The 3,045-nt window shown below is 50.2% G+C and carries 2 protein-coding genes; one reads left to right on the forward strand and one right to left on the reverse strand.

Translation table 11 applies throughout. From position 1 onward, the window contains the following. Nucleotides 1–83 precede the first annotated feature (83 nt). Entirely contained in the window at nt 84–1,226 is a 1,143-nt protein-coding gene (locus Z052_RS19795) for a hypothetical protein (RefSeq protein WP_144050025.1), read from the reverse strand. A gap of 126 nt (nt 1,227–1,352) precedes the next feature. Here Z052_RS19795 and Z052_RS12695 point away from each other — a divergent pair. After that, nucleotides 1,353–3,045 (forward strand): PGF-pre-PGF domain-containing protein (locus tag Z052_RS12695; RefSeq protein ID WP_158228690.1); only part of this gene is annotated, 1,693 nt, incomplete at its 3' end.

A 3,045-nucleotide genomic window follows, 5' to 3' on the forward strand; every position in this document is an offset into this window, starting at 1 on the left:
CAACGTTCAAAGCTGAGTGACTGAACTATGAACCTGAAACACCCACCGCTCGGGATTCCTCCGCGTTCACGCGGAGGAGGATGTCAATTTCTGAGCCGTGTCACCGCTCCAATCACAAACAGCGAAATTAGCAGCAGCGTAGGACCATTTAGTGGAACTGATTCGTCGGTATTCTGATCTGGGTTTGGTTCCGATGGTTCAGTTACTTGGCTACTATTGTCTCCAGTGTCTTGTGTACTTCCCGTAACGTTTCCACTCGGGTCAGACTTCTCGCTGCCTGTAGCGTTGGTGGTATTCGCTTCTCCGTCTGCTGTTACATTACTTTTAGTCGTGTTCGAGACGTTCTGACCAGTACTGTTTACTTCGACTGACTTGTTTTCACTGGTGGCGTTAGTCGTCTCATTCACACTCTCAGATGTCGTATTGTCCACGGGAGCAGCACTACCTCCCCCACCACCGCCACCGCCACCGCTACCACCATTGTTTCCGGTGTCTCCTGACTCATCTGCCGTTTCTTCAGTGATAGTCAGCGATTGCTCATCGCTCACGGAGAGAATGTTCGGGAACTCTCCAGCAACCTGACCGGTCCCAGTCACGGCAGCGTACAGGCGGTAGTCGCCAGGTTCATACTCATCATCAAGTGGTGCTGTGTACGTGTCTCCTTCCTTAGTTGCTGTAATCCGCTCCGTTGTCTCGCCATCTACGAGTACCACTTCGACAGTTTCGATCGGTGGCTCATCCGAAGAATCATACGCTGTTGGAGTAACATTTACTGAACCATTGTCACCAACCGCAACCGTTGACGGGGCAGTGACTGTTGTCTCATACCCTTGAATCACAACTGGTTGAATTGTCTGTAACGTTTCATTAGAAAAGTACGCAAGTATGTAGGTTCCAGCGCTGAGACCGTCCGAATCAAACGTAACAGTAGATTCTGTCGTGTTCGTTGATTTTACCGGATTCTCATTGGCGTCGTACAAGTACAGATTAAATCGCTCATCTGTGTTCTTTGAAACAGAAATTTCAATCTGTTCACCTGGCTTAATCGGGGCAACCGATGACACGTTGTATGATCCGAATGGTCCAACCTCTACGGACCGGTCCGGCACATCAACTTCTCCGTTTTCAACCGTTATGACATCTGAGCCGTTCGCTTGTACGACTGCTGTTGCGCCAAAGAGGCTCGCTAAAGCAACAAGGAGGGCAACGAACAAAACCCGTGACATAATTCAATTCAGATCCATCGGGGTACTGAATCTTTCGGCATCGTGCGACCTCTGGTGCTATCTTTCTACTGCGACGCACTCCCCTCCAAAGAAATTAATATGTCCCCGCGTGACATTCGAATTAGTATGCCACTCAACAAGTTGTTTGTGGGCGTTATTACTGCTGTTATGCTCATGTCCCCAGTGGCAGGAGCTGCTGGAGCAGTCAGTCCAGCCCCTCAGGCAATAGATGATCCGCCCACCACCAGTCAACCGGTTGAACAGTCTGGCGATTTTATCAACGTAACGCAGAGTGTTGATGTTCGGAATTCCGCACCATTCACGCTTCGTGTAGATCGAAGCCAAAACAATGCTATTGCAACAGCGGTAGAAAATATGGACACCAGTGTACGCCTCGACAATCCAAGAGTTAAGCTCGACCTAGGGATTAACCGGTTGGTTGTACATGAGAATACTGCCACAATCGACTTGGGCTTTGATCCAATTAATAACCTTGACAACGAACAGGTTCATCTCATTTCTGCGAGGATCGAGTCCACAGACACACAAGTCCCATCCACGACTAATATTGATACCCTCCGTCAGTTCATTCGTGACAACGCAGATAGCGACGATGTCACGTTTGACAATGTTAGCTCCCAGCAGGTAACGAACGGCGGGGCCGACTTCACAATCAATAACGCTGAGCCAGGGTCGTATCTCTACATGGCAGTAGTTACGAACAGCGGCCAAGGACTCAACGTCGTCAACAACGGCGACATTACTGTTCCGGGTGAGGTGAGCGTTGTTGGCGTTGACTCTGCGATTGTCCAAGAGACGGCATCTACGCTGGGTGTCCAACGTGCTAGCGAAACATATGCGGCGGGCGATAGTGTGACATTCGATGTTAACGCTAACTTAGGAAGCAGTGACATCGAGCATGCTGTCGCAATTTGGAATGAATCACAAGTAGCCAGCGAAGACCTAACTCTTGTAGCCCCTAGTGACATCGACGCTGATACGACACCAGATGAATTCGAAATCGAACACTCAATTGACGAGGTTAATGGTGTTCAGCGGACGAAAGATGATGTGTCAGCATTTGGCCGCACTCTAACCTCAAACAAACGATCGGGCGTCTACGCACTTCCTGACGTTATCACGTTCCTTGCGAATGAGGGTGAATTTAGCGAACCGCAGACCGATTCTGTGGGCGATTCACGAATAAATGCCTCTGTAACCTCGAAACAAGCAGGGAGCGATACTACCCTAACTGTCGACACACTTGAGAACTTTGCCCCGGGTGAATACGTCGCTGTTCACGTTGCAATGGTTGAAGGAGAACCAACGCGGATGTCCTCAAATCGAGTCGACTTTGAGGTCATTAATGCGATCAGCAGCGGAAGCAACTCTGTTGATGACGGGCGTACTAATGTTCAGCTCACAGGAGACGGTAATGTCCGCAACGTGAGTGTTCGCCTGCCGTCTGATTCTGGTGTAAAGAACGTGTCGGTCACTGAGTCGTCTTCACCCACTGGAGGAGCACCAATCCCCAATAATTCTGTTGCGACATATCTTGACATTAGTGGTGATTCCAGTGTGAGTGAAGACACAGAGGTCACAGTAACGATCAGTCAGTCTCGGCTCGACGAGGTAGGAATCGCTACAGAAAACGCCGTGCTGCTACACTACGTTGATGGCGCGTGGAAACAGCTTGCTACCGACGCAACTCCGACCAATGGTGACGTTAGGCTGACGGCAACCAGTAGCGGTCTCTCACCGTTCGCAGTCGCCGAATCTTCGACCACTGATGAGGGCGACGATGACAGCAGTGGTGGTG

This window comes from Halorubrum sp. C191, assembly GCF_002727095.1.
Classification (GTDB): Archaea; Halobacteriota; Halobacteria; order Halobacteriales; family Haloferacaceae; genus Halorubrum; species Halorubrum ezzemoulense.